At 70.8% G+C, this 24,485-nt stretch carries 20 protein-coding genes; 15 read left to right on the top strand and 5 right to left on the bottom strand.

The window, feature by feature from the left end; translation table 11 throughout:
* Positions 1–32: 32 nt before the first annotated feature.
* From BLU27_RS22845 to treY, 4 genes are all read left to right on the top strand, one after another.
* Positions 33–2,927: a ribonucleoside-diphosphate reductase subunit alpha gene (locus BLU27_RS22845; RefSeq protein WP_092658094.1), complete on the top strand. Its 2,895-nt coding sequence runs from the start codon at positions 33–35 to the stop codon at positions 2,925–2,927.
* A gap of 25 nt (positions 2,928–2,952) precedes the next feature.
* Positions 2,953–4,017: a ribonucleotide-diphosphate reductase subunit beta gene (locus tag BLU27_RS22850; protein ID WP_092655713.1), complete on the top strand. Its 1,065-nt coding sequence runs from the start codon at positions 2,953–2,955 to the stop codon at positions 4,015–4,017.
* Between the two features lie 256 nt (positions 4,018–4,273).
* The gene (gene treZ, locus BLU27_RS22855; protein ID WP_092658096.1) at positions 4,274–6,109 is read left to right on the top strand and encodes a malto-oligosyltrehalose trehalohydrolase; all 1,836 of its coding nucleotides are present in this window, start codon (positions 4,274–4,276) and stop codon (positions 6,107–6,109) included.
* A complete protein-coding gene (treY, locus tag BLU27_RS22860; protein ID WP_241827585.1) occupies positions 6,106–8,601 on the top strand; it encodes a malto-oligosyltrehalose synthase in 2,496 nt (831 codons plus the stop codon). Before treZ ends, treY begins: the two co-directional genes overlap by 4 nt.
* Positions 8,602–8,609: 8 nt before the next feature.
* On the opposite strand, the gene BLU27_RS22865 is transcribed toward treY, so the two are convergent.
* On the bottom strand, positions 8,610–9,701 hold the full coding sequence (locus BLU27_RS22865; protein WP_241827586.1) for a zinc-dependent alcohol dehydrogenase family protein: 1,092 nt from the start codon (positions 9,699–9,701) through the stop codon (positions 8,610–8,612).
* A gap of 111 nt (positions 9,702–9,812) precedes the next feature.
* Here BLU27_RS22865 and BLU27_RS22870 point away from each other — a divergent pair, with 111 nt between their 5' ends.
* The 3 genes from BLU27_RS22870 (at position 9,813) to BLU27_RS22880 (ending at position 12,653) form a co-directional block, all read left to right on the top strand.
* Entirely contained in the window at positions 9,813–10,592 is a 780-nt protein-coding gene (locus BLU27_RS22870) for a (2Fe-2S)-binding protein (protein ID WP_157728766.1), read from the top strand.
* A gap of 90 nt (positions 10,593–10,682) precedes the next feature.
* A complete protein-coding gene (locus BLU27_RS22875; protein WP_241827587.1) occupies positions 10,683–11,747 on the top strand; it encodes a fatty acid desaturase family protein in 1,065 nt (354 codons plus the stop codon).
* A 72-nt stretch (positions 11,748–11,819) separates the two neighbouring features.
* Positions 11,820–12,653: an MBL fold metallo-hydrolase gene (locus BLU27_RS22880; protein ID WP_092655716.1), complete on the top strand. Its 834-nt coding sequence runs from the start codon at positions 11,820–11,822 to the stop codon at positions 12,651–12,653.
* Positions 12,654–12,679: 26 nt separating this feature from the next.
* Here the strand turns inward: BLU27_RS22880 and BLU27_RS22885 are convergent, their stop codons facing one another.
* Complete coding sequence (locus BLU27_RS22885) at positions 12,680–13,513, bottom strand: TrmH family RNA methyltransferase (RefSeq protein ID WP_092655717.1); 834 nt, start codon at positions 13,511–13,513, stop codon at positions 12,680–12,682.
* Positions 13,514–13,623: 110 nt separating this feature from the next.
* Here BLU27_RS22885 and BLU27_RS22890 point away from each other — a divergent pair, with 110 nt between their 5' ends.
* The gene (locus tag BLU27_RS22890) at positions 13,624–14,274 is read left to right on the top strand and encodes a DNA methyltransferase (RefSeq protein WP_092655718.1); all 651 of its coding nucleotides are present in this window, start codon (positions 13,624–13,626) and stop codon (positions 14,272–14,274) included.
* Here BLU27_RS22890 and cpt read toward each other — a convergent pair.
* A complete protein-coding gene (cpt, locus tag BLU27_RS22895; RefSeq protein ID WP_197681532.1) occupies positions 14,262–14,819 on the bottom strand; it encodes a chloramphenicol phosphotransferase CPT in 558 nt (185 codons plus the stop codon). The two genes, BLU27_RS22890 and cpt, sit on opposite strands and share 13 nt — an antisense overlap.
* A gap of 155 nt (positions 14,820–14,974) precedes the next feature.
* On the opposite strand from cpt, the gene BLU27_RS22900 reads away from it, so the two are divergent.
* Positions 14,975–16,948, top strand: coding sequence for an HNH endonuclease signature motif containing protein (locus tag BLU27_RS22900; protein ID WP_092655719.1), 1,974 nt, complete (start codon positions 14,975–14,977; stop codon positions 16,946–16,948).
* 47 nt (positions 16,949–16,995) lie between these two features.
* Here the strand turns inward: BLU27_RS22900 and BLU27_RS22905 are convergent, their stop codons facing one another.
* Together BLU27_RS22905 and BLU27_RS22910 are read right to left on the bottom strand one after the other, a co-directional pair.
* A complete protein-coding gene (locus tag BLU27_RS22905) occupies positions 16,996–17,424 on the bottom strand; it encodes a nitroreductase family deazaflavin-dependent oxidoreductase (RefSeq protein ID WP_197681533.1) in 429 nt (142 codons plus the stop codon).
* A 97-nt stretch (positions 17,425–17,521) separates the two neighbouring features.
* Positions 17,522–18,553, bottom strand: a complete 1,032-nt coding sequence (locus BLU27_RS22910; protein WP_092655721.1) for a helix-turn-helix domain-containing protein — start codon at positions 18,551–18,553, stop codon at positions 17,522–17,524.
* 71 nt (positions 18,554–18,624) lie between these two features.
* On the opposite strand from BLU27_RS22910, the gene BLU27_RS22915 reads away from it, so the two are divergent.
* The 6 genes from BLU27_RS22915 to lysS all read left to right on the top strand — a co-directional run bounded on the left by BLU27_RS22915 (position 18,625) and on the right by lysS (position 24,480).
* A complete protein-coding gene (locus tag BLU27_RS22915; RefSeq protein ID WP_197681534.1) occupies positions 18,625–19,119 on the top strand; it encodes a rhodanese-like domain-containing protein in 495 nt (164 codons plus the stop codon).
* 140 nt (positions 19,120–19,259) lie between these two features.
* Entirely contained in the window at positions 19,260–19,631 is a 372-nt protein-coding gene (locus BLU27_RS22920; RefSeq protein WP_092655722.1) for a MerR family transcriptional regulator, read from the top strand.
* 111 nt (positions 19,632–19,742) lie between these two features.
* Positions 19,743–21,113 carry a UDP-N-acetylmuramoyl-L-alanine--D-glutamate ligase gene (gene murD, locus BLU27_RS22925; RefSeq protein WP_092655723.1) on the top strand — a complete coding sequence of 457 codons (1,371 nt, stop codon included), beginning with the start codon at positions 19,743–19,745 and terminating at the stop codon, positions 21,111–21,113.
* Positions 21,114–21,171: 58 nt separating this feature from the next.
* Positions 21,172–21,996, top strand: coding sequence for an HAD family hydrolase (locus tag BLU27_RS22930; RefSeq protein ID WP_092655724.1), 825 nt, complete (start codon positions 21,172–21,174; stop codon positions 21,994–21,996).
* A 34-nt stretch (positions 21,997–22,030) separates the two neighbouring features.
* Positions 22,031–22,732 (top strand): AAA family ATPase, encoded by a 702-nt coding sequence (locus BLU27_RS22935; protein ID WP_157728767.1) that lies wholly within the window; start codon positions 22,031–22,033, stop codon positions 22,730–22,732.
* Entirely contained in the window at positions 22,729–24,480 is a 1,752-nt protein-coding gene (gene lysS / locus BLU27_RS22940; protein ID WP_197681535.1) for a lysine--tRNA ligase, read from the top strand. Before BLU27_RS22935 ends, lysS begins: the two co-directional genes overlap by 4 nt.
* Positions 24,481–24,485: the final 5 nt, after the last annotated feature.

Here is a 24,485-nt window from a genome sequence, read left to right on the forward strand (position 1 = left end):
CCGTGTCCACGCACGACACCACGCACGCAACCATGCACGATGGACCAGACCCCGTCGCCGATTCCGCGATCGGCTCCCCGGCCGAAGGCGTGTCCGTCCCGCCACCGCCTGCCCCCGACACCGACGAACGCCAGGTGGTCCGCCGCGACGGCAGCATCTCGCCGTTCGACCCGGCGAAGATCGCGGTGGCCATGTCGAAGGCGTTCCTCGCGGTGGAGGGACCCGACGCCGGGGCGTCCTCCCGCGTCCACGAGACCGTCGACCTGCTCACCCGGCAGGTGGTCGCCTCGCTGACCCGGCACCCCGACCTGGGCCGGATCTTCCACATCGAGGACATCCAAGACCAGGTGGAGCTCGCCCTGATGCGGTCGGGCAACCACCGCGTCGCCCGGGCGTACGTGCTGTACCGCGAGGAGCACACCCGCGCCCGGCTGGAACGCGAACCCGCCGTCGAGGTCGAGCCTGCCGAAGTCTCCATGCACGTCAAGGGCGCCGACGGAGAGCTCCACCCGCTCGACGACGTCCGGCTCACCCGGATCGTCGAGGAGGCCTGCCACGGGCTGCCGGCCACCTCGGCCGAGTTGGTGCTCACCGAGGTGTCCCGCAACCTCTACGACGGGATGAGCCAGCACGAACTCGAACTCGCGCTGGTGATGGCCGCCCGAACCTTCGTGGAGACCGACCCGGAGTACTCGCTCGTCAGCGGCCGGCTGCTGCTGGACAAGCTGCGCCGGGAGGCCCTGTCGTTCCTGCGCGGCAGGCCGGACGAGGCGAGCCAGGAGGAGATGGTCCCGCGCTATCCGGCGTACTTCCGCGAGTACGTCCAGCGTGCGGTGCGGCTGGAACTGCTGGACCCCGAGCTCGCGAGGTTCGACCTGGACCGGCTGGGTGCCGCGCTGCGGCCGGGCCGGGACCCGGCGTTCCAGTTCCTCGGGCTGCAGACGCTCTACGACCGCTACTTCCTGCACAGCGACGGTACGCGGTTCGAACTGCCGCAGGCGTTCTTCATGCGGGTCGCGATGGGGCTCGCGCTGCGCGAGGACGACCGGGAGCGGCGGGCGATCGAGTTCTACGAGATGCTGTCGTCGTTCGACTTCATGTGCTCCACGCCGACGTTGTTCAACGCCGGAACCACCAGGCCCCAGCTGTCGTCGTGCTTCCTCACCACGGTGTCGGACGACCTGGAGGGCATCTTCACCGGCATCCGGAACAACGCGATGCTGTCGAAGTACGCCGGCGGACTGGGCAACGACTGGACACCGGTGCGCGGGATGGGCGCCTACATCAAGGGAACCAACGGCCAGTCCCAGGGCGTCGTGCCGTTCCTGAAGATCGCCAACGACACCGCGGTCGCGGTCAACCAGGGCGGCAAGCGCAAGGGCGCGGCCTGTGCCTACCTCGAGACCTGGCACATCGACATCGAGGAGTTCCTCGACCTGCGCAAGAACACCGGCGACGAACGCCGGCGCACCCACGACATGAACACCGCGAACTGGATACCGGACCTGTTCCTCCAGCGGGTCGAGGCAGACGCCCAGTGGACGTTGTTCTCCCCCGACGAGGTCCCGGACCTGCACGACCTGTACGGACGGGCGTTCGCCGAGCGGTACGCCGAGTACGAGGCCCGGGCGGACCGCGGCGAGATCAGGGTGTTCCGCCGGTTGCGGGCGGTCGAGCTGTGGCGGCGGATGCTCACCATGCTGTTCGAGACCGGGCACCCGTGGATCACGTTCAAGGACCCGTGCAACCTGCGCTCCCCGCAACAGCACGCGGGTGTGGTGCACTCCTCCAACCTGTGCACCGAGATCACGCTGAACACCTCGACCGCCGAGGTGGCGGTCTGCAACCTCGGCTCGGTCAACCTGGCCAACCACGTCACCGCGAACGGCGTCGACCACGAGCATCTGGCGTGGACGGTGCGCACGGCGGTGCGCATGCTGGACAACGTCATCGACGTGAACTTCTACACCATCCCGCAGGCCGGTGAGTCCAACCGGCGGCACCGGCCGATCGGCCTCGGCCTGATGGGCGTGCAGGACGCGTTGTTCACGCTGCGGATCCCGATCGCCTCCGACGCCGCGGTGGAGTTCGCCGACACCACGACCGAGATCTTCAGCTACGAGGCCATCGCCGCCTCCAGTGACCTGGCAGCCGAACGCGGAACCTACGAGTCCTTTCCGGGATCCCTGTGGAGCAGAGGGATTCTGCCCATCGACTCCCTCGCCCTGCTCGCCCAGGCCCGCGACGACAAGCTCGACCTGGACCGCTCCAGCCGGCTGGACTGGGACAGCCTGCGCCGTCAGGTTCGCACCACCGGCATGCGCAACTCCAACGTGATGGCGATCGCGCCGACAGCGACGATCTCCAACATCTGTGGCGTGGGGCAGTCCATCGAGCCGCTGTACCGCAACCTGTTCGTCAAGTCGAACATGTCCGGTGACTTCACCGCGATCAACCCCCACCTCGTCCGTGACCTCAAGGCCCGCGGGCTGTGGGACGAGGTGATGGTGAGCGACCTCAAGTACTACGACGGAAGTGTCGCCCCCATCGACCGGGTGCCGGCCGACCTGAAGGCCCTGTACGCGACGGCGTTCGAGGTCGACCCGGCCTGGCTGGTGGAGGCGGCGGCCCGGCGCCAGAAGTGGCTCGACCAGGCCCAGGCGCTGAACCTCTACGTCGCCTCACCGAGCGGGCTGCAACTGGACGCGCTCTACCGGCTGGCCTGGCGCCGGGGACTGAAGACGACGTACTACCTGCGGTCCCAGAGCGCCACGCACGTGGAGAAGAGCACCCTTCGCGGCACGGACGGCAAGCTGAACGCGGTGTCGCCGGCACCCGTCGTCACCCCGGCCGGCATCACGGTGCCGCCGCCGTCTGACACGGCGTTCTGTGTGATCAGCGATCCCGACTGCGAAGCCTGCCAGTAAGCGTCCCCGTGAGGTGTGGAGAACCATGAACAGGACTGACCCGACCGGTCTGGGACACATCGACCGGCACGCGGCCCGCGTCAGCGTGGACGACAAGGCGATGATCAACGCGCGGGCGGACGTCAACCAGCTGTTGCCCCTGAAGTACAAGTGGGCATGGGAGAAGTACCTCGCCGGCTGCAACAACCACTGGATGCCGACCGAGGTCTCCATGCAGGCCGACATCGCCCTGTGGAAGTCGCCGGAGGGGCTGACCGCCGACGAGCGCCTGATGATCAAACGCAATCTCGGCTTCTTCGCCACGTCGGAGTCGCTGGTCGCCAACAACATCGTGCTCGCGGTCTACCGGCACCTCACCAACCCCGAGTGCCGGCAGTACCTCCTGCGCCAGGCCTTCGAGGAGGCCGTGCACACGCACACGTTCGAGTACGTCTGCGAAAGTCTCGGCCTGGACGAGGGTGAGTTGTTCAACATGTACCGCGAGGTGCCCTCGATCACCGACAAGGCGGCGTGGGCACTGGAGTACACCCGGCACCTGGAGGACCCGTCGTTTCGTACGGGCACCCCCGAACGCGACCAGGCGTTCCTGCGCGACCTGGTGGCGTTCTACGTCGTCTTCGAGGGAATGTGGTTCTACACCGGATTCGCGCAGATCCTCTCCCTCGGCCGCCGCAACAAGATGGTCGGCATCGCCGAGCAGTACCAGTACATCCTGCGGGACGAGTCGATCCACCTGAACTTCGGCATCGACACGATCAACCAGATCAAGATCGAGAACCCTCACCTGTGGACCCCGGCGTTCCAGGAGGAGATCCGCAGGATGCTCGCCGAGGCGTGCGAACTCGAGATCGCCTACGGACGCGACACCCTGCCGCACGGCATGCTCGGCCTCAACGCGGGCCTGTGTGAGAAGTACATGCGGTTCGTCACCAACCGGCGGTGTGTCCAGATCGGGTTGACACCGGTGTTTGCCGTGACCGAGAACCCCTTCCCCTGGATGTCGGAAATGATGGACCTCAAGAAGGAGAAGAACTTCTTCGAGACCCGGGTCATCGAGTACCAGAGCGGCGGGGCGCTGACCTGGGACTGACCTGGAACTGACCTGGAACTGACCTGGAACTTGCCTGCACCTGATCCGTGGATGGGCGGCGGCCTACGCCGCCCATCCACGCTACGACCCGGCCTGGGCACCACCAGCCTCGTCGGCGGCCAGGCGGTAGGGCGTCCGGCTGTCCCCCGCACCCGAGGACTGGGCGACCGCCCAACCGCTCCCGGCGGTCCGGTGCCGGACCACCGGCGGCGCAGCACGTGTGCGACTACTCCGCGCACCCTGCAGAATGCGAGACATGGCGACGACGTTCGAGGTCTGGGCCCCGCTGGCCCGCGAGCAGGTCCAGGTCGAGGTCGACGGGTCGGCCGTCCCGATGACCGGCTCCGACGACGGGTGGTGGCGGGCACGGGTCGACCAGGCCACGCACGGCACGCCGTACTCCTTCCGCCTCGACGGCGGTGATCCCCGGCCCGACCCCCGCTCGCGGTGGCAGCCCGAGGGCGTGCCCGGCCCGAGCGCGGTCTACGACCACGGCCGCTTCTCCTGGACGGACCAGGGCTGGCGGGGCACGCCGCTGCCCGGCGCGGTGATCTACGAGCTCCACGTCGGCACGTTCACTCCGGACGGCACCCTCCAGTCAGCCGTCGACCGGCTGGACCACCTCGCCGCTCTCGGCGTGACCTTGATCGAACTCCTGCCCCTCGCCGCCTTCCCCGGGCACCACGGCTGGGGCTACGACGGGGTCGGGTTGTACGCCGTACACCAGGCCTACGGCGGGCCCGATGGGCTGAAGACGTTCGTCGACGCCTGTCATGCGCGGGGCATCGGGGTCTGCCTGGACGTCGTGTACAACCACCTCGGCCCGGCCCACAACTACCTGAGCGAGTTCGGGCCGTACTTCACCCACAAGTACGCCACCCCGTGGGGACAGGCGGTCAACCTCGACGACCCGGGCTCGGACGAGGTCCGGCGGTTCATCGTCGGCAACGCACTCGGCTGGTTCCGCGACTTCCACGTGGACGCGCTCCGCCTGGACGCCGTGCACGCCCTGCACGACGAGCGCGCCGTCCCGATCCTGGAGGAGCTCTCGCAGCAGGTGGACGCGGCGGCGGCGACCCTCGGCCGACCGCTGTGGCTGATCGCAGAGAGCGACCGCAACGACCCGCGCACGGTGACGCCGCGCGAAAGCGGCGGGCTCGGGATCCACGCACAGTGGGATGACGACGTCCACCACGCCCTGCACGCTCTGCTCACCGGCGAACGCGACGGCTACTACGGCGACTTCGGCAGCCTGCCGTGCCTGGCCAAGACCATGACCCGGGCGTTCTTCCACGACGGCACCTGGTCGTCGTTCCGCGGCCGCGTGCACGGCCGGCCGGTCGACGTCGAGCACACGGCCGGCTGGCGGTTCGTCGCCGCGCTGCAGAACCACGACCAGATCGGCAACCGCGCGGCCGGCGACCGGCTGTCGGCCACCCTGTCCGACGACCAGCTCGCCGTGGCGGCCGGCCTGCTGCTGACCTCGCCGTACACTCCGATGCTGTTCATGGGCGAGGAATGGGGCGCGGGCACGCCCTGGCAGTACTTCACCGACTTCGCCGACCCCGACCTCGCCGAGGCCGTTCGCAACGGCCGCCGCAACGAGTTCGCCGACCACGGCTGGAACCCCGAGGACGTACCCGACCCGCAGGACGAGGGCACGTTCCGCGCCTCCCGGCTGGACTGGAACGAGCCGGAGAAGGAGACCGGCGCCCGGCTGCTGGACTGGTACACCACCCTGATCCGGCTGCGCCGGGAGCTGCCCGGCCTCGCCGACCCCCGCCTGTACCGTGTCGAGGTGACCTACGACGAGGACGCGCGCTGGGTGATGATCCGCCGCGGTGACCTCGGCGTGGTCGCCAACCTCGCCGGCGCGCCGGCGACGGTTCCGCTCGGCGCGGTGGTGGACGAAACGGCCGGCCGCGACGGCGTCGTGCTCGCCTGGCATCCCGACGACACCCACACCGCACCCGGCTCCCACCCCAGTTCGTACCCCTCCCCCACCTCAGACGCCAACTCCGCGGACAAGGACGACGTGACCCAGATCCAGCTGCCCGGCCACTCCCTCGCGATCGTCGGGCTGCGGCCTTGAGCGCCGCCGAGCACGACCTCGAGCTGCACTCCCCCGCACCCGGGCGCTCGCGCGCGAACGTCGTCTCGACGTACCGCCTGCAGCTCCAGCCGGAGTTCGACTTCGACGCCGCGGCCGCCGCCGTGCCGTACCTCGCCCGGCTCGGGGTGACCCACCTCTACCTCTCGCCGGTCCTGCAGGCCACGCCCGGCTCCACCCACGGCTACGACGTGGTGGACCACACCCGGCTGTCGGCCGACCTCGGCGGACAGCCGGCGTTCGACCGGCTGGTGGCGGCTGCCCACGAGGCCGGGCTGGGCATCGTCGTCGACGTCGTGCCCAACCACATGGCCGTGCCGACGCCACTGCACCTGAACGCCAAGCTGTGGGCGGTGCTGCGCGACGGGCCGAGCTCTCCGTACGCCCGCTGGTTCGACGTCGACTGGTCGCTGCAGTCGGGCACCGGCCACGGGGCGATCCTCATGCCCGTACTCGGCGACCGCATCGGCCAGTGCCTGGACCGCGGTGAGATCCAGCGCGACCAGTACGCCGGCGCGCCGATCCTGCGCTACTTCGACCACGTGTTCCCGGTCCGCCCCGGCACCGAGCACCTGCCGCTGGACGAACTGCTCGACATGCAGTTCTACCGGTTGGCGTTCTGGCGGATCGCGGACGAGGAGCTCAACTACCGGCGGTTCTTCGACATCGACACCCTGGCGGCGATCCGGGTGGAGGATCCCACGGTGTTCGCCGCCAGCCACGACCTGCTGATCCGGCTGCACCGCGAGGGCAAGGTCGACGGCTACCGCATCGACCACCCCGACGGACTGGCCGACCCGCGCGGTTACCTGCGCCGGCTGGCCGCGGCCACCGGCGACGCCTGGGTGGCGGCGGAGAAGATCCTGGAGGCCGAGGAGCCGCTGCCGGCCGACTGGCCCTGCGCGGGGACCACCGGGTACGACGCGCTGTGGCGGGTGCAGTCGCTGTTCGTCGACCCCGACGGCGCCGCTCCTCTCCTGCGCCTGTGGACGTCCCTCACCGGCGAGCCGGACACCCTGCAGCCCGTCGTGGACGAGGCCAAGCGCTACATCGTCGACCAGGTGCTGGCCGCCGAGGTGGTTCGCCTGGTCGAGCTGCTGATGGCCATCGGCGAGCACGACATCCGGCTCCGCGACTTCACCCGGCGCCGGCTGACCCGCGCGCTGGGCGAGCTCCTGGTGGCGTTCGACGTCTACCGTGCCTACGTCCACCCGGGTGAGCCGCTCGCACCGGAGGCGGAGGAGACGGTGCGGGCCGCGGCCGCCCGGGCCACCACCGCCGCACCCGACCTGGCCGAGGAGATCGAGTTCCTCGTCGGCGTCGCCCTCGGCGGCCACGACTGCTCGGGCGCCCGGGCACAGCAGGACGAGTTCTGCGTACGGTTCCAGCAGACCACCGGGCCGGTGATGGCCAAGGGCATCGAGGACACCGCGTTCTACCGCTGGTTCCCGCTCGTCTCGCTGTGCGAGGTGGGCGCGCCGGCAGACCGGTTCGGGATCGCGCCGGACACCTTCCACGAGTGGGCCGCGGGGGCGACCGCGCGCCACCCGTCCGCGATGACGACCCTGTCCACTCACGACACCAAGCGGACCGAGGACGTACGCGCCCGGCTGGGCGTGCTGTCGGAGCTGCCCGCGGTCTGGGAGCACACCGTGTCCGCGCTGCGTGAGGCGACCGCGGGCTACCGGCCCGAGCCGCTGGACACCGCGACGGAGTACCTCCTGTGGCAGATCCTCGTCGGCGCGTGGCCGATCGAGGCCGACCGGCTGGTGGAGTTCGTCACCAAGGCCACCCGCGAGGCCAAGCGGCACACCACCTGGACCGAGCCGAACGAGGCGTACGACGAGGCGGTCACCGGGTTCGCGCGCGCGGTGGTGGCCGACGAGAACGTCGTACGCCTGGTGCGGACGTTCGTGGACACGATCGCGCCGTACGACCGGGCCAACGTTCTGGGCCAGAAGCTCGTCCAGCTCACCTGCACGGGTGTGCCCGACGTCTACCAGGGCACCGAGCTGCGCTCGCTGACGCTGGTCGACCCGGACAACCGGCGGCCGGTCGACTTCACCGAACGCGTCCGGCTGCTGGACCGGCTCGACGCCGGTGATCCCGTGGCCGAGATCGACGGAGGCTCCCTCGACGCGGAGAAGCTGCTGGTCACCGCTGCGACGTTGCGGTGCCGGGCGGCGCATCCGGACTGGTTCGTCGGGCCGGGGGCGAGCTACACGCCGTTGGAGACCACCAGCCCGCACGCACTGGCCTTCTTGCGCGGGGGCACGGCGGCCACGGTGGTCACCCGGCTGTCGGCGGGGCTCGCCGCCGCGGACGGCTGGGGCTCGGCCACCGTGGACCTGCCCGCAGGCAGCTGGACCGACCAGTTCACCGGCCAGCGGGTCGACGGCGGGAAGGTTCGGCTGGACCAGCTGCTGGCCCGGCGGCCGGTGGCGTTGCTCGTACGCGAGGACGATGGCACCTGAGTCAGGCCTCAGGGCACCAGGACGGCGACGCCGTTCACCCGGTCCGCGGCCAGGTCGTCCAGTGCCTCGTCGGCCCGGTCCAGCGGGTAGGTCGTGGTGGAGATCCGCAGCCGGTGCGCGGCTGCGGCCGCCAGGAACGCGTGGCCGTCCTCGCGGGTGTTGGCGGTGACGCTGCGAACCGTGCGTTCCTGGAACAGATGCCGCTCGTAGTCGAGGGAGGGTACGGCGGTCAGGTAGATGCCGGCGATGCTCAGTGTCCCGCCGCGGTCGAGGGCGCTCAGCGCGGCGGGGACGAGATCGCCCACCGGGGCAAACAGGATCGCCGCGTCGAGTTGCTCCGGCGGTGCGTCGTAGGCGCCACGCGCGGAGGCGGCACCGAGTTCCAGGGCGAGTTCGCGGGCGGCCGCCGACCGGGTGAGCACGTGCACCGTCGCACCTTCGGCCGCCGCCACCTGGGCGGTGAGATGGGCCGAGCCGCCGAAGCCGTAGACGCCGAGCCGGCCGCCGGCGGGCAGGTCGGCACGCAACAGCGCGCGGTAGCCGATGATCCCCGCGCACAACAGGGGCGCGAGCTCCTGTTCGGCGTACGCGCCGAACCGGTCGGCCGGCAGCGGGTAGGCGTAGGCGGCCGGGACGGTGGCGTACTCCGCGTACCCGCCGTCGGCGTCCCAGCCGGTGTAGCGGGAGTTCGGGCAGAGGTTCTCCTGGCCGCGCAGGCAGTACCTGCACCGCCCGCACGTGTGCCGCAGCCAGGGCACACCGACTCGACTGCCGATCGGTGCGACCTCGGCGATTCGGCGAGCGAGGTCTCCGGCCTTCGCACCCGCGGCCACCGCGACTTCGGTACCCGTCGCCACCACCTCGCCGACGATCTCGTGGCCGGGCACCACCGGCGAGCGGTGCGGCGGCAGGTCGCCGTCGCGTACGTGCAGGTCGGTACGGCACACCCCGCACGCCCGCACCCGCACCAGCAGCTCGTCCGGAGCGGGCTCGGGGACCGGCAACTCGACCGCTTCCAACCGGCCCGGCTCGCTGACCACCCAGGCCCGCATGGTCGCGGGCAGGCCGCCGGGCGCGGCCGGGGAACTCTGCTCCGTCATGGGGCGATTCTCCCCCGGTGCCCGGCATCTCACCGCGGACCTGATGGAATCGTGCTCGTGGTGTACGGGATCGGGCGTGCGCGGTGAGGTGTACGCCGTGAGGTGCGCGTGGTGAGCGGCGCAGGTGCCGGGGAGCTGCTGGCGGAGGCCGGCACGGTCGGGGCGTACTTCGCCGTCTCCACCGAGGTCCCCCGCGAGCTCCCCGGCGACCGCGAGCTGGTCTCCCTGGCGCAGTTGTACGCCGGCCACGCCGCGCTGGGGCAGGCGATCACGCACACGACGGACCGGCTCGGCACCACCGAGCCCCGGGTCGGCGCCTCGATCCTGTTCCAGGGAATGGCCGCGCGCCTGTGGTCACCGGTGGTGGCGGTGGCGCTGCTGCGTCGACGGGTGCCGGTGCTGGCGCCCGGCACGACGTGGCCGGACCTCGGCGCCTCGGGCCGGCCGTGGCGTACCGACCCCGCACGGGTCGTCCTGCTCGCCCCTGACGGGCAGCGCGACGTCGACGCGAGCGGGCACCTGCACAACGACCTCGTTCACCTTGCCAGGCTTGCCGTTCGTACCGTCGTCAAGACGCACCTGACACCCCTGAAGGACGCGGTGCGCGCCGAGGCGTCGCTGCCGGACGCGCTGCTCTGGGGAAACGCGGCATCGGCGCTCGTGGGCACGCTCGGCGTCCTCGCCGGGGCCAGGCCCGAACTCACCCGTGAGGTGGCCGCGTTCACCGAGACGGCCCTGCGTCAACCGCCGCTTGCGGACGCCGGGATCGTCGATCCCCCGACGCCCTCCGCGGGAGGAGTGAGCACCTCGGCGTTCGTGCGCCGGAGCTGTTGCCTCTACTACCGAGTACCCGGCGGCGGGCTGTGCGGTGACTGCCCGCTCGCCCGCTGACCTCGCCGGCAACGGGGTGGGGCTGGCCCCACCTTCGACCCGGGGGCGCACGGGCTGCCGCTCGACATGGCCACCGCACAGACTCGACGGGTGAGCACAGACACCACGCACGAACGAGCCGGCACTGCCACCTACACCGGCCGGAAGCCCAACCCTGGCAGCGAATTCGCCGAACTCCGCCGCCGGGTGGGCGAGGCCCGGCTCCTGACCAGACGGCCGGGTTACTACGCGGCCCGGATCGCCGTGGTGGCCACCTGCTACGCCGGCGCCTGGGTGGCGTTCGGCCTCCTCGGCGACACCTGGACGCAACTGCTGGTTGCGGCGTTCCTCGGCGTGGTCTTTGCCCAGGTCGCCCTGGTCGCGCACGACCTGGCGCATCGGCAGGTCTTCCGTACCCGGCGGCCCAGCGAGTTCGCCGGCCTGGTCGCGGGCAACCTGGGTATCGGCATGAGCTACGGCTGGTGGATGGACAAGCACACCCGCCACCACGCCAACCCCAACCACGAGGACCTCGACCCCGACGTGGGGCCGGGCATCCTGGTGTGGTCGGCGGAGCAGGCTCGGCAAAGTCGCGGCGTGACCCGGATCATCGGCCGCCACCAGGCGTTCTGGTTCTTCCCGCTGCTCGCCCTGGAGGGCTTCAACCTGCACCTGTCCGCGGTGCGCGCCCTCCTGCGCCCCGGTTTGCGTACCCGCCGGACGGAGGCGGTCCTGCTCACGGCACACACCGTCGCGTACGTCGCGGCGTTGTTCGTCACGCTCTCCCCCGGCCTCGCGGTCGCGTTCTGTCTGATGCACCAGGCCGTGTTCGGCCTCTACCTCGGATCGACGTTCGCCCCTAACCACAAGGGGATGCCCGCACCCGGCTCCGAACTGCAGAAGGACTTCCTGCGCCGCCAGGTGCTCACCTCCCGCAACGTCCGCGGCGGCCGGCTGGTCGACATCGCGCTCGGCGGGCTCAACTACCAGATCGAGCACCACCTGTTCCCGAGCATGCCGTCGCCGCACCTGCGCCGGGCCCAGCCGATCGTGCGCGCCTACTGCGCCGAACGCGGCATCCCGTACCAGGAATCCGGCCTGGTCGACTCCTACGCGCAGGCGCTGCGGCACCTGCACCGCGTCGGCGCCCCGCTGCGCATCGGCCGCCGGCCGTAGGACCGAAGACTCAGGCCCGGACGGTCCGCGGAACGATGCCGCGAGCCCGCCCCGGTTCCTAAGGTGGTGCCCATGACGCACTGGATCTGTGGTACCTGTTCGGTGGAGTACGCCGACACTCCCGAGCCGCCGGCTTCCTGTCCGATCTGCACCGACGAGCGGCAGTACGTCCCGCCGACCGGGCAGACCTGGACCACCACGAAGGATCGCGCGGCGGCCGGCCACCGCACCCACGTCGAACCGGTCGGGGCGCACGAGCCCGGTCTCCACCGGGTGAGCGTGCAGCCCACCGTCGGCATCGGCCAGGTCTCCCTGCTGGTGCAGACCGAGGCGGGCAACCTGCTGTGGGACCCCACCGGTTTCGTCGACCAGGACGCGGTGGACGCCATCTCCGCGCTCGGCGGGCTCGCCGCGATCGCCGCCAGCCACCCGCACATGTTCGGCGTGCAGGTGGAGTGGAGCCATGCGTTCGGCGGCGTACCGGTGTACGTCAACGAAGCCGACCAGCGCTGGCTCGGGCGTACCGACGAGGTGGTGCGGCCGTGGTCCGGCACCCACGAACCCATGCCCGGCGTCAGGTTCGTCCAGGCCGGCGGGCACTTTCCCGGCAGTTCGGTGGCGATCTGGGCGGCCGGCGCCGGCGGACGGGGCGCCCTGCTCAGCGGTGACACCATCGCCCCGGTGACCGGCCGCGGGTGGGTGACGTTCATGCGCAGCTACCCGAACTCCATCCCGCTGTCCGCCGCCGCCGTGCGCCGCATCGTCGACCGGGTCGAGCCGTACGACTTCGATCGGCTGTACGGCAACTTCGGGGCCGTCGTGGAGGCGGACGCGAAGGCCGCCGTACGCCGGTCCGCCGACCGTTACATCGGCTGGGTCAGCGGCGACTTCGACGCCGACACCTGAGACCTTCGGTGCTCCGCGGCCACGGGTCACGCCGGCGGCGGGACGTCCCTGGTGAGCACGTAACAGGCGACCGCCGCGGCGGCGGCGACGTTGAGCGAGTCGACGGCCGCGCTGATCGGGATGCGGGCTCGTACGTCGGCCTGGTCCTGCCACCGCGCCGACAGGCCGTCGCCCTCGGTGCCGAGCAGCAGGGCCAGCCGCTCGGCGCCGCCGCTTTCGTCCCCCATCGCGAGGGTGTCGAGGTCTACCGCGTCGTCGGCCGGGGTGAGAGCCACCAACGTGAACCCGGCCGCGCGCAACGCGTCCAGTCCGTCGTACCAGTTGTCCATCCGGGCGTACGGGCAGCTGAAGACGGTGCCCATCGACACCTTCACCGACCGGCGGTACAGCGGATCCGCACATCGCGGCGCGAGCACGATCGCGTCCACCCCGAACGCCGCCGCGCCACGAAAGATCGCTCCGACATTGGTGTGATCCACGATGTCCTCGAGGACCAGGACCCGGCGCGCGTGCGCGATCACCTCGGCCACCGAGGGCAGCGGCCGGCGTTCCATCGACGCGATCGCGCCCCGGTGCACGGCGAAGCCCGTGACCTCCTCCAGGCGGTCGGGCGGCAGGACGTAGCAGGGAGCGCCGCTGGCGGTCACGACGTCGGCCAGGCCGTCCAGCCAGCGTTCGCTCAGCAGGAACGACCGGACGCGGTAGCCGGCGGCGACCGCGCGGCGGATCACCTTCGCTCCCTCGGCGAGGAACAGCCCGTGCTCGACCTCCAGGCTCCGTCGCAGGGTGACGTCCTTGAGGTTGGCGTAGTCGTCCAGCCGAGGGTCTTCGGCCGACTCCAGCCGTACGATCGCCGACACGGCCTCAGTCTGCCGCAGGCCGCGCGGTCCGGACCCGGGCGGGTGCCGGGCGGGTGCCGGGCGGGTGCCGGGCAGTGCAGGGGCGACCGGCGCTGTGAGAATCTGAGCGCATGCAGCCCGTCCTGCCGCTGTCCGCGAGGGTTCGCCGGACCGACAGCGCCACTGACGAGGACGACGACGACCGCTTCTCCGAGGAGCTGGTCGAGGCGTTTCTCACCGCGTACACCTCTCCCGGTGACGTCGTTCTCGACCCGTTCGCCGGGTTCGGGACCACCCTGGTCGTCGCGGAGAAGCTGGGCCGGCGGCCGGTCGGGCTGGAGATCCTGCCCAGCAGGGTCGCGTACGTGCGGGAACGTCTGCGTGACCCGTCGGCGATCATCGAGGGGGACGCCCGCCGGCTCGGGGAGCTCGACCTGCCATCGGTCGACTTCACGATGACCTCCCCGCCGTACATGACGAGGTCGGACCATCCGGAGAACCCGCTCAACGGGTACCGCACCGACGACGGCGACTACGGCCGTTACCTCGACGAGCTGACCGCGGTGTACGCGTCGATCGGCAGGCTCCTGAGCGGACCCGAGTCTCGGGCGGTGGTCAACGTGGCGAACCTGCGTACCGACACCGGCGTCTCCCCCCTCGCGTGGGACGTGGGTGCCGCACTGTCGCGCGTACTCGCGTTCGACCAGGAGGTCGTCCTGGACTGGGCAGACCCCGAGGACTGGTACACCAACGACTACTGCCTCGTCTTTCAGCGGCGCTGAGTCTGCTCTGCCTTGGTGACCCTGGCGGCGATGACCTGCGCGCATTCCAGGGCGCTCGTCGTGGAGGTGTCGACCTCGAGGTCGTAGCTCACTCCCTCGTGGACGAGCAGCGCCTGGGACGCAGCCATCCCGACGGTACGGTCACCGCGGGCGGCCTCCCGCGCCGCGGCCACGTCGGGGTCGCAGCGCACGCCGACCCACAGCACGGGAAGGCCTTCCAGCGCGTTCCGCCAGCGATCCTGTGACGCCGCGCCGCCGAGGAAGACCTCGTCGACGATCACCTGCGCGCCGGCCCGTACCATCGCGGCGATCCCCAGGCTCCACGCGACGTCGAGCGCCTTGAACACCTCTCCGGTCGTGACCTCCCCGTCGGCTCCGAACCCGATTCCGGCGTCTGCGTTCGTCAGGGAGGGAGGCATCGCGTCGACCAGGGTGTCGGTCCCGAACGTCAGCCACGGCGTGGACAGGATCGACTGCAGGCACGCCGCGATCGACGACTTGCCGGTACTCGACCCGCCGTTCAGCACGATCACCTGGTAGGACACCCCGGCATGCTAGCCCGGCGACGGAGTGGGCTTGAGCGAGACCGCAGGAGGTGGTCGCGAGCTACGTGGTGCCAGCTTTTTGTCCACAGGTGGCTGATCGGGATCTCCTTGTGGACAACGATCATGGTGGCGGCGCCGGCCACTAGACTTCGAACATGTATTCGACAGTGCAGGACTCTTCGGGCTGGGATGGCGGCACCGACGCCGAGCAGCGGCTGGAGGCTGCGCTGGCCGAGGTCGCCACCATCCTCGCTGACGCGCTGGCCGCGCCGATGCTGTCGCTTCGCCCTGAGAAGCTCGGCCGGTTGTTCGACCTGCACCGGGCCGATGAGGCGATGATGTCCGCACTGAAACTGGCCATGGTCGCCCGGGCCGAGGCCTGCGACGTCGCCAAGACGACCGGTGCGCCGACCACGGCTGTGTGGCTGCGGACCGCGCAGCGGATGGGCAGGAGGGACGCCTACGCGGCGGTGGCGCTGGCGCGTGACCTGGACCGTACGGTGACGTTGACTGCCGCCGCTCTTGCGCGGGGTGAGGTGTCGTTTCGGCATGCGCAGGTGATCGCCGCCGCGATCAAGGACCTGCCCCAATGGATCGGCCTGGAACAGCGGGTGCAGGGTGAGGAGTACCTGATCGACGAATCCCTGCGGCGTAGCCCTGACGATGTGCGGCTGCTGGGGCGGCACCTGCTGCTGGTGCTCGCCCCGGAGGAATGGGAACGGCGGCTGGGTGAGGAACTCGACGCCGCCGAACGCGCCGCCGAACGCAGACGCTCCCTGAAATACCTGCCGAACGGGATCCCCGGGTCCGAAACCATGATCGTCAAGCTGCCGGTGCTGGAGATGGAAACTCTCCGCAAGATCATCGAAGCGCTCATCGCCGCAGATACCCGCCCCGAACCCGACGAGCGCCCCCTGGACCAAAAACGTGGGGACGCGTTCGCCGAACTCGTCACCAGAATGGCCGAATGGCAGGCGTCCCCCAACCGCGGCCGTGGACGCGACTGCGTCACCGTCGGACTGGCCCAGCTCCTACAAGGCACCGGGTTCGGCACCATCGACGACACCACCCCCGTCCGCCCCATCCCCTGCGGCTGCCAGACCCCCGACGCCACACGACAGGCCAAGCGAAAGAACCGGAAACAAGGCGACGGGAAGCAGGGCACCAGCAAGCAGAGCGACGGCGGCACGGATACCGCTGGCACGACGGGCACCACCAACTTCAAGCCCACCAAGAACAAGTCCGGCGAAGGCACCGGTGACACCCAGCGTGAAGCCGGGACTCGTAGCGGTGTCCCCACCCCGGACGCGACGAGGGACCTTCGCGAGACCGCTGGGCCAGCCGGAGGCGTCGATCCGAGCAAGGCTGGCACCGACACCACGACCACTGGCCGGAAAGGTCAACCAGACAACGACAATCGGCCGCCCGACCCCGCCGAGCTGGCCGACCCAACCCATCCGGCCGCTGTCGCGGAGCGAATAGCCGGACGGCGAGAACCCCGGCAACAGCCACAACAGAACACCGCAACCGGAACGGGCCTGACCAAGGCCCATCCGGAAGCAAACGCCGAACCCGAGGAACGGTGCCTCGGGGAGATGGACGACGCCTGCGCCGACTCCGACCGGGGAGACGATGCGACGAGGCCGGACGCTGCCAACGACTCCAACAACCAACTCGATCCCCACGACGGCTGCACCAAGTGCGGCGGCGGCGGATCGGCCAGGATCCTCGGCCTGCGCGGAGAACCACTCTCCGTCGCCACCATCCGCCGCATGGCCTGCGACGCCAACATCATCCCCGTCGTCCTCGGCGGCAACGGCGAAATCCTCGACATCGGAACGGCCGACCGGTTCTTCACCGAACCACAACGCCGCGCCCTCGCCATCCGCGACGGAAGCCACTGCCACTTCCCCGGCTGCCACGTCCCCGAACGCCGCTGCATCGCCCACCACATGAACCCCTGGGAAGACTTCGGCCCCACCGACCTCGCCAACGGAGTACTGCTCTGCAAAACCCACCACACCTACGTCCACCACAAAGGCTGGACAGTCCGCATGGGCAACCACGGCCACCCCGAATACACCCCACCCGAATGGGTGGACCCGCAGCAGAAAGTGCAACGGCCATGACGGTGTCGGCACTGGACGGGTGCAGATCCCCTGCTACGAAGGAGATCTCACGACGGCACCGGCCCGGAGTCGTCGGCCGGTTCGATCCGGAACACCGCGAGTCGACCGGCGAGCGCGGCGTACTCCTCGGGCGTACCCTCCCGGACGATGCCGGCCTGCCTCATGAGCGGCACACCCCTCGGCACCTTCGCAGGGAAGGCGGCCAGCACAGGGCGGGACTCCTCCGGCGACAGTTCCACCAGTCTGACCCGCTGCCGCCGGCGACCCGACCCGAACACACCCGCCCCGGCCGCACGCGCGTTCGCCACCCAGTCGGCGCCGGGGAACCCGCCCACGACGTACCGTCCACCCTCGAACTCGAAAGGCGTCACCGGTGTGGTGCGGTCCTTGCCGGACCTGCGCCCCCGGACCGTCAGCGTGTACACCGGGCCCGTACGCAGACCCGCGCGCTGCACCGTGACGAGGAGCCTGTTCATCGGCCGCAACCATCGCGGCAGCGCGTATTCCTTCGAGCGACTCGTCATGTCGTACCTCCCGTTCGGTCGGCGACCCGGCTCGACGCGACGGCTCGACTCAGCCGTCAGCCCTCACAGCGGTACGGAACGCCCGCCGATACGCCGATGGCGACGTCCGCATCGTCTTCGCGAAGTGGTGGCGAAAGGTGACCGCGGTGGCGAACCCGACGGTGGCGGCAACCTGTTCGACCGGGGCATCGCCGCGCTCCAGCAGCGGCAGACTCGCCTGGACTCGTTGGGATATCAGCCATCTGATGGGGCTGGTCCCGGTGCAGCGCTGGAAGTGCCGCAGGTAGCTCCGCCGCGACATGTGCGCCTGGGCGGCCAGCGCCGACACGGTGAGGTCCTCGTCCAGGTGGGACAGAGCCCACGTCATGCTGGCGCCGATCCGGTCGTCGTCGAGTTCGTCCGGCACCGGGGTCTCGACGTACTGCGCCTGGCCGCCGTCGCGGTGCGGCGGGACGACCATCCGCCCGGCGACCGCGTTGGCGATCGACGGGCCGAAGTCCTGCCGTACCAGGTGCAGGCACAGGTCGACGCCGGCCGCGCTGCCGGCGCTGGTGAGAACGTTCCCGTCGTCGACGTACAACACGTCGGCATCCACCTTCACCAAGGGAAACCGCTGCCGCAGCAGAGGCGCGTACTGCCAGTGCGTCGTCGCGGGCCGGTTGTCGAGCAGGCCCGCCGCGGCGAGCGCGAACGCGCCGGAGCAGATGGACACGATCCGCGCTCCACGCTGGTGGGCGGCCCGCAGCGCGGTCACCAGCTCAGGCGAGGGGTCGCCGTGAACGTCGGGGACCCCGGGAACGATCACGGTGTGGGCGTGCGCGATCTCCGCCAGTCCGTACGCCGCGGACAGCTCCGCCCCGCCGACCAGCGGGACCGGGTTCCGCTCGGCACAGATCCGCAGGTCGTACCACCCCAGGTCGAACTCCGGCCGCTCCAGCCCGAACACCTCGGTGACGATTCCGGTCTCGAACGCAGACATCCCGTCGTAGGCGACCACCACGACCCGCCGGCCCTCTGCCGCGGCCCGTCGACGGCGCCGGATCGTCACCGGGGCCGGTGTGCGAAGGTCCGCTGTAGGCATGGCGCGATATTAGTGCAGTACGGCATTCGTGCCACTGTCGCCGGACTGAGCGAGGCCGCAGGATCTCGGGCATGAGCAATCCACTGATCACCGCCGACGGCACCCGTCCCTCCGCCGTAGCCGGCATGCCGCCCGCCCCGGCCGTGACCGCCGCCGCGCACTTCGCCGCCCGGCTGAGCTTCGAGACCGACGTCAGTGACGTGCACGCGGACCTCGAGGCGCGCGTGGCCGGCCTCGTCGTCGTCGACGTGCGTTCCTACGAAGCCTGGGCGCAGGGACACCTGCCCGGAGCGATCCATCTGCCCGCCAACCGGATCTCCACCGACGGTCCCCGCCTCGTACCGGCCGAAGCACTGGTCGTGACGTACTGCTGGGGACCAGGGTGCAACGGCGCGACCCGGGGCGCCCTGGAGTTCGCCCGCCTGAACCGCCGGGTGAAGGAGATGCTCGGCGGGTTCGAGTACTGGGTGCGGGAGGGCCTGACGGTCGAGACGGCACAGGGCCGGACGGTACGGCCGGTGGACCCGCTCACCGCTCCGGTCGCAAGCCCCGCCTGCGGGTGCTGAGGTCGCCGCCTGGGACGGGGCCGGGCAAACCGAGCCGGGCAAACGCGTGAGTAGGCGGAGAGCAAGCCGGATATGTCAAAACGGACATTCCCGCCGAAAGGTCTTGACCTTGACCGCCGTGACGATGCGATCCTTCCTGCGTGAACTCCTACTCCTCCGGCCAGGCGGCGGACAGATCAGGCTTCAGCATCGACACCCTTCGTTACTACGAACGGATCGGGCTGCTGAAGGGGATCAACCGCACCGAGTCCGGGCAACGCCGGTTCACCGACGAGGACGTCACCTGGCTGCGCCTGCTGCGGTGCATGCGGGACACCGAGATGCCGCTGGCCGAGATGCGCCGGTACGCCGACCTCCACCGCGCCGGCCCCGCCCGGCTCGTCGAGCGCCTCGCCCTCCTGGAGGAACACGGCCGGCGGGTGGAGCACCGGCTCGCGCATCTGCAGTCGTGCTGGACCGTCATCCAGGACGAGATCCAGACCGCGGCGGAGGCCGAGCAGCCTGTCAGCTGACCGCCCGCTCCCGATCACCGTTGTCCCCGCCGCCACTGTCAAGCCAGCCTTGACGGCCGCACCGGACGCCCGTCATCGGCAACGCCGTTCGGAGTCGGGCAGAATGTCCCGATGCTGACCGACGTTCCGAAGCTCGCCGGCGCGCGGGTCACCGTGATGGGTCTCGGCCTGTTCGGCGCGGGGATGGGCGTGACGAAGTTCCTGTGCCGATCGGGTGCGCGCGTCACCGTCACCGACCTCCACGACGAGCACCAGCTCAGGGAGTCGGTGGCGGCACTCGACGGCTGGCCGGTCGACTTCCACCTCGGGGGGCACCGCGAGGAGGACTTCACCCGCGCCGACCTGGTCGTCGTCAGCCCGGGCGTGCCGGACGAGTCGCCCTGGCCGGGACTCGCCAACGCGTTGGAGGCGGAGCTGAACCTGTTCGTGAAGCTCTGCCCGGCGCGTACGGTCTACGGCATCACCGGCTCCAACGGCAAGTCCACCACGACGACGCTGATCGGCCGGATTCTCGCCCGCGGACCTCGCCGGGTCTGGGTCGGCGGCAACCTTGGGGTTTCCCTGCTGGACCGCCTCGACGAGATCCGCCGGGACGACATCGTCGTACTCGAACTCTCCAGCTTCCAACTGCAACGGCTGGCTCCGCTGCGGTGGAGCCCCCAGGTGTCGGTCGTCACCAACATCACTCCCAACCACCTCGACCGGCACGGCACGATGGCCCGTTACGTCGAGGCCAAGCAGACGATCGTCCGTCACCAACGCGAGGGCGACGTACGAGTGCTGAACGCCGACGACCCGTTCGCCGCGCAGTTCACCGGACACTTCGCCGATGACGGCATCGAGGGCCCACCTTCCGTGCGCTGGTTCGGTGCGAACGCAGCGGTCGACGGCACCCGGATCGGCGACGAGGTGATCGAGCACGCCGGCCACCTGTTCGACGTCCGCAACCGCCGGCTGCCCGGGAGATTCCAGCTGCACAACCTCGCCGCGGCCACCGCCGCCACCGCGGACGCCTTTCCCGGCTGGGCGCAGGCAGCGGCCGAGATCATGGCGAGCTTTCCCGGGGTGGAGCACCGGCTGGAGTTCGTCGGCGAGATCGACGGTGTCGCCTACTACGACGACTCGATCGCCACCACGCCCGAACGCACCCTGGCCGCCCTGGACACCCTGCCCGGGCCACTGGTGATCCTGCTCGGCGGTTACGACAAGGGGCTGTCCTTCGACGCCCTCGGCGCTCGGGTCCGGGAACGCTGCCGGGACGCGGTGGTGTTCGGGCAGACCTCCGACACACTGGCCGAGGCCATCGGTGCCGACCGGACCGGCGTCCACCGGGCGGCCTCGTTCGAGGACGCGGTCGGCCGGGCGCGTGCGCTGGCCCGGCCCGGCGACACGGTGCTGTTGTCACCGGCCTGCGCGAGCTACGGATGGTTTCGCAACTTCACCGAACGCGGACGCAGGTTCAAGGAACTCGTCCGGGACTGAATGGATCCCGGCCGACCGAGCCCGAGCCACTTCGCAACACACGTTAGGGTTCGGCAGCATGTCCCTCGCAGCTGACGGCGGATTCGAAGAGCTGAAGCCGCCCAGCACGATCCGCGCTCTGGTGTTCGACTTCGACGGTCTGGTGGTCGACACCGAGACACCGGAGTTCCGGGCGTGGCAGGAGATCTTCGCCGACCACGGCACCGTGCTCGAGCTGGCGACGTGGGCGGGCGGAATCGGTACGACCGACCACCACTTCGACCCGTACGTCGCACTCGAACGCGCCTCGGCCCGCGCCGTCGACCGGGACGCCATCCGCGCTGCGCGGCGGGCCCGAATTCGGGAACTCGTCAGCGACCAGCCCGTCCTGCCCGGTGTCGAGGACTACCTCCGGCAGGCCCGCGAACACGGACTCCGGGTCGGCCTGGCGTCCAGTTCGTCCCGTGACTGGGTGCACGGCCACCTGGCCGAACGCGGCCTGCTGCACCACTTCGACACGATCCGCACCGGTGACGAGGTGGCGCGCACCAAACCCGATCCGGCGCTGTATCGGCTGGCGACGGCCGACCTGGGCGTGGACCCGGCGCGGGCGGTCGCGCTGGAGGACTCCCCCAACGGCGTGGTTGCGGCCAAGCGGGCCGGGCTGTACTGCGTCGTGGTGCCGAACGCCCTGACCCGTCAACTCGACCTTGCGGCGGCCGAACTCCGGGTCGACTCGCTTGCCAACCTCCCGTTGACACGGTTGCTGGAAATGGCTCGGGCATGGGCCGAAGGCGCACCCGGGCCGAACCACCATCCGATCCCGGGCCGAACCACCGGCCCAGCCACCGTCCCAGCCACCGGCGCCGGCCACCGTCCCGAGCCGGGAGCGAAAAGGTGGTGACACCCCGGCAGAGCACCTATAGCGTCTCGGGGTCATGAGCTCCCCCTCCTCGGCCGGCGACCACGTGCCACCCGCGCGAGCCACCTCCCCGGGCGCGGAGTTCTGCATGGAGTGCGGCCCAGAGACCGCGCTGCGCCCTCACGACACCGCGGACGGTGCGGCGTTCGGGGCTCGGTGCCCCCGGTGCGGCTGGGAGCGTCCCTTCACCCGGCGGCCGCTGCTGCTCCTCACCGGCGCGAGCGGCACCGGGAAGACCACGGTCACCGACGAGCTCACCAGGCTGGCCGAGCGCGGCGGCCTGCCCGGCTGCGCGGTGTTCGACGTCGACCTCACCCTGCACGTCGCCGCCTTGGGCTGGGACGTCTGGCGCAACACCTGGCTGCAGCTCGCGCACGGGCTCGCCGGCAACGGCCTGGCCACGTTGCTGTGCGGGACGATCCTTCCCGGCCAGCTGGCGGGCCTGCCTGCCCGGATGCTGGTCGGTCCGATCCACCACGCCGCCCTGGACTGTCCGGACGACGTACTCGCCGGGCGTCTTCGGGACCGGCCGGCGTGGCGCGGCTCGACCGAGGAGTTCGTCGCCGACCAGCTTCGTTTCGCCGAGTGGCATCGTTCCCAGGTCGGCCGGAGGTTCGGCACGCATCGATCCGATCCGGCGGCGGTGGCTGCCGAGGTCGCGGTGTGGGTACGCGAGGTGCTGGGCACGACGACGAAGACGACGGGAGGTGCCCGGTGACCGGCACCGAGGGCAGCGACTGGGTGAGCCGTACCGCCGACGAGGTGATCGCCGAAGCCGACCGCCGTGCGCCCGGCGCGCCGGTCGTGTGTGCCTCCGGCCTCAGCCCGTCCGGCCCGATCCACCTGGGCAACCTCCGCGAGCTGATGGTCCCCCACCTGGTCGCCGACGAGGTCCGCCGCCGTGGCCGGGAGTGCGTCCACCTGCTGTCCTGGGACGACTACGACCGGCTGCGAAGGGTTCCGGCCGGGCTGCCGCCGTCGTTCGCCGACCACGTCGGCCGCCCGCTGACCGCCGTACCCGATCCCGACGGCGTCCACGACAGCTGGGCCGAACGCTTCAAGGCTCCGGTGCGGGCTGCCATGGACGCGCTCGGCATCGAGGTACGCGAGATCAGCCAGACCGCGATGTACGCCTCCGGGACGTACGCCGACGCGATCCTGCACGCTCTCGACGAACGCGCCCGCATCGACTCGATCCTGGCCCGCTACCGCACCCGGCCAGGAGCCGGCGGCTCAGCCGCCACCGAGGAAACCACGGACGCCGGGGAAGCAGGGGACGCCGTAGGCCCGGACTCGGCTGCCCGCCTCTACTACCCCTACCGGCCGTACTGCCACCGGTGTGGCCGCGACACCACACAGGTGACGTCCTACGACGCCGCCGGCGCGTGGGTCGACTACGCCTGCGCCGCCTGCGGGCACCGCGACCGCGTGCACCTGCGCGAGGACAACCACGGCAAGCTGGTGTGGAAGGTCGACTGGCCGATGCGCTGGGCCCACGAGCGTGTCACGTTCGAACCCTTCGGCGCCGACCACTCGGCCCCGGGGTCCTCCTACACCGTCGGCGCACAGGTGGTCCGCGAGGTGTTCGGCGGGCAGCCGCCGGTCCCGTTGGCGTACTCCTTCGTGGGCATCCGCGGCATGGCGAAGATGTCGAGTTCGGCCGGTGGCGTCCCGACCCCGGCCGACGGGCTGCGGATCCTGGAGCCCGCGGTGCTGCGCTGGCTGTACGCCAGGCGGCTGCCCGGCCAGGCGTTCACCATCGACTTCGGGGCGGAGGTGAGCCGGCTGTACGACGAGTGGGACCGGCTCGCCGAGCGCATCGAGGCCGGGCAGGCGCAGCCGTGGGAGCGCGACGTCGCCGACCGAGCGACCACGACCAGCCGTGGCCGGGTCGCCGGCCCGCGCCGCCGGGTGTCGTTCCGCGTCCTCGCCTCCCTCCTCGACGTCACCGCGGGCGACACCGCCCAGGTCGGCCGGATCCTCACCGGTTTCGACGACGGCGCACCCGGCATCACCGTCGACGACGTCGAGCCGCGGCTGAGTCTTGCCCGCACCTGGCTGGCCGAGCAGGTGCCCGCCGAGGAACGCACCCACGTACGCACCGAGCCCGACACCGACCTGCTGGCCTCGCTGTCCGCCGAGGACGCGGCGTCCCTGCGCGAGCTGACCACCCGGCTGACCGACGACTGGACGCTTACCGGGCTGACCCGCCTGGTGTACGGCGTACCGAAGCTGAGGGCGGGCCTGACCCTGGACGACCCGGCGACGGCGGAGGTCAAACGCGCGCAGCGGGGATTCTTCCGGTTGCTGTACCGCCTGCTCGTAGGCGCCGACCGCGGGCCGCGGCTGCCGACCCTGCTGCTGGCGCTGGGTCCGGACCGGGTGCGGGCCCTGCTCGCAGAAGGCGGCCCGCTCCAGGAGGCAGGTACGTCCGGCGGGGATAACCGGCTGACCGAACCTGGCTAGAACCC

Origin of the sequence: Actinopolymorpha singaporensis (assembly GCF_900104745.1) — a bacterium.
Classification (GTDB): Bacteria; Actinomycetota; Actinomycetes; order Propionibacteriales; family Actinopolymorphaceae; genus Actinopolymorpha; species Actinopolymorpha singaporensis.